The sequence below is a fragment of the Streptomyces glaucescens genome (genome assembly GCF_002154375.1).
Classification (GTDB): Bacteria; Actinomycetota; Actinomycetes; order Streptomycetales; family Streptomycetaceae; genus Streptomyces; species Streptomyces glaucescens.
The window spans coordinates 1-3,108 of the sequence record NZ_MUND01000866.1; the positions used below are offsets into that span (position 1 = coordinate 1).

At 68.5% G+C, this 3,108-nt stretch carries 2 protein-coding genes; both read left to right on the forward strand.

Annotated features, from left to right (window positions below):
• Positions 1 to 121 precede the first annotated feature (121 nt).
• The gene (gene dapA, locus CCN42_RS38590; RefSeq protein ID WP_086741874.1) at positions 122 to 1,021 is read left to right on the forward strand and encodes a 4-hydroxy-tetrahydrodipicolinate synthase; all 900 of its coding nucleotides are present in this window, start codon (positions 122 to 124) and stop codon (positions 1,019 to 1,021) included.
• 160 nt (positions 1,022 to 1,181) lie between these two features.
• Entirely contained in the window at positions 1,182 to 2,867 is a 1,686-nt protein-coding gene (locus CCN42_RS38595) for a ribonuclease J (RefSeq protein ID WP_086741875.1), read from the forward strand.
• Positions 2,868 to 3,108 lie beyond the last annotated feature (241 nt).

The following is a 3,108-nucleotide window of genomic DNA, read 5'->3' on the forward strand; positions in this document are numbered from 1 at the left end:
AAAGATGGATCCCGGCACTGCTTGAACCCCCGAGCAGGCAGTGCCGGGATCCATCTTTGTCCTGACGTATCCCTCCCCCCGAGGGCAGACCGCGCCTTGAGCAACGAGTAGCGTGTAACCCATGGCTCCGACCTCCACTCCGCAGACCCCCTTCGGGCGGGTCCTCACCGCCATGGTCACGCCCTTCACGGCGGACGGCGCACTCGACCTCGACGGCGCGCAGCGGCTCGCCACGCACCTGGTGGACGCAGGCAACGACGGCCTGATCATCAACGGCACCACCGGCGAGTCCCCGACCACCAGCGACGCGGAGAAATCGGACCTCGTACGAGCGGTCCTGGAGGCGGTCGGCGATCGCGCCCACATCGTGGCCGGCGTCGGCACCAACGACACCCACCACAGCATCGAGCTGGCCCGCGCCGCCGAGAAGACCGGCGCACACGGCCTGCTCCTCGTCACGCCCTACTACAACAAGCCCCCGCAGGAAGGCCTCTACCGGCACTTCAAGGCGGTCGCCGACGCCACCGGGCTGCCGGTCATGCTCTACGACATCCCCGGCCGCAGCGGCGTCCCGATCAACACCGAGACGCTCGTCCGCCTCGCCGAGCACCCGCGGATCGTCGCCAACAAGGACGCCAAGGGCGACCTCGGCCGCGCCAGCTGGGCCATCGCCCAGTCCGGCCTCGCCTGGTACTCCGGCGACGACATGCTGAACCTGCCGCTGCTCTCCGTGGGCGCGGTCGGCTTCGTCTCCGTCGTCGGCCACGTGGTCACCCCGGACCTGCGCGCCCTCGTCGAGGCCTTCGTCTCCGGCGACGTCCAGAAGGCCACCGAGATCCACCAGAAGCTGCTCCCGGTCTACACGGGCATGTTCCGCACCCAGGGCGTCATGACCACCAAGGCCGCGCTCACCCTCCAGGGACTGCCCGGCGGACCGCTGCGCCCGCCCATGGTCGAACTCACCGCCCAGGAGATCGAGCAACTCAAGATCGATCTTGCCGCCGGCGGGGTACAGCTCTGACAACAGACTTCGCGAAGCCGCCGCTTCGCAGCAATGAGCTCCACAACTGAATAACGCAGGCCACCGGTGCCTGCACCCACAACGACAACTGCTTCTGCACGAACGTCACGCGCGCCACGTGCCCCACCGGTACGTGGCGCGCGTGTTTGAGGAGAGTCTTTTGAGCCATCCGCACCCTGAACTCGGCTCGCCCCCGCCGCTGCCCGCGGGCGGCCTGCGCGTCACTCCGCTCGGCGGCCTCGGCGAGATCGGCCGGAACATGACGGTCTTCGAGTACGACGGCCGCCTGCTGATCGTCGACTGCGGCGTGCTCTTCCCCGAGGAGGAGCAGCCCGGAATCGACCTGATCCTGCCGGACTTCTCGTCCATCCGGGACCGTCTCGACGACATCGAGGGCATCGTCCTCACCCACGGCCACGAGGACCACATCGGCGGCGTCCCGTTCCTCCTGCGCGAGAAGCCGGACATCCCGCTGATCGGCTCCAAGCTGACCCTCGCCCTGATCGAGGCCAAGCTCCAGGAGCACCGCATCCGCCCGTACACCCTGGAAGTGGTGGAAGGGGACCGCGAGCGCCTCGGCCCCTTCGACTGCGAGTTCATCGCGGTCAACCACTCCATTCCGGACGCCCTGGCGGTCGCCATCCGCACCCCCGCCGGCATGGTGGTCCACACCGGCGACTTCAAGATGGACCAGCTGCCGCTGGACAACCGCCTCACCGACCTGCACGCGTTCGCCCGGCTGAGCGAGGAAGGCATCGACCTCCTCCTCTCCGACTCCACGAACGCCGAGGTCCCGGGCTTCGTCCCGCCGGAGCGGGACATCTCGGGCGTCCTGCGCCAGGTCTTCGCGAACGCCCGCAAGCGGATCATCGTGGCCAGCTTCGCCAGCCACGTCCACCGCATCCAGCAGATCCTGGACGCGGCCCACGAGTACGGCCGCCGCGTCGCCTTCGTCGGCCGCTCCATGGTCCGCAACATGGGCATCGCCCGGGACCTCGGCTACCTGCGCGTCCCGCCGGGCCTGGTCGTGGACGTCCGCACCCTCGACGACCTCCCGGACCACGAGGTGGTCCTGGTCTGCACGGGCTCCCAGGGCGAACCGATGGCGGCCCTGTCCCGCATGGCCAACCGGGACCACCAGATCCGCATCGTCCACGGCGACACGGTGATCCTGGCGTCCTCGCTCATCCCCGGCAACGAGAACGCGGTCTACCGCGTGATCAACGGCCTGACCCGCTGGGGCGCCGACGTCGTCCACAAGGGCAACGCCAAGGTCCACGTCTCCGGCCACGCCTCCGCGGGCGAGCTGCTGTACTTCTACAACATCTGCCGGCCGAAGAACCTGATGCCGGTCCACGGCGAATGGCGCCATCTGCGCGCCAACGCCGAGCTGGGTGCCCTGACGGGCGTCCCGCACGACCGCATCGTCATCGCCGAGGACGGCGTCGCCGTCGACCTCGTCGAGGGCAAGGCCAAGATCTCCGGCAAGGTCCAGGCGGGATACGTCTACGTCGACGGTCTCTCGGTCGGCGACGTCGGCGAGCCGGCACTGAAGGACCGGAAGATCCTCGGCGAGGAAGGCATCATCTCGGTCTTCGTCGTCATCGACTCCTCCACCGGCAAGATCACCGGCGGCCCGCACGTCCAGGCCCGTGGCTCCGGCATCGAGGACTCCGCCTTCGACGTGGTCCTCCCGAAGGTCACCGAGGTCCTGGAGCGCTCGGCCCAGGACGGCGTGGTCGAGCCCCACCAGCTCCAGCAGCTCATCCGCCGGACGCTGGGCAAGTGGGTGGCGGACACCTATCGCCGCAGGCCGATGATCCTCCCCGTGGTCGTGGAGGTCTGACCGTCGGACAGCCTCTCGTCCGCGTGAACTGGGAGCGGGGCACCTCGATTTGCATCGGGGCGCCCCGCTCCAGTACGTTTACGGCCCTGCCCCAGAGGGAACCCGGCCGCCTCGTGCACCGGATCCAGTCCCCTCAAGGGGGCGGGAAATCCGACTCAGAACTTCTGATAAAGTCGGAACCGCCGGAAAGGGAAACGCGAGAGCGAGAACCTGGAAAGCACCGAGGAAATCGGATCGGAAA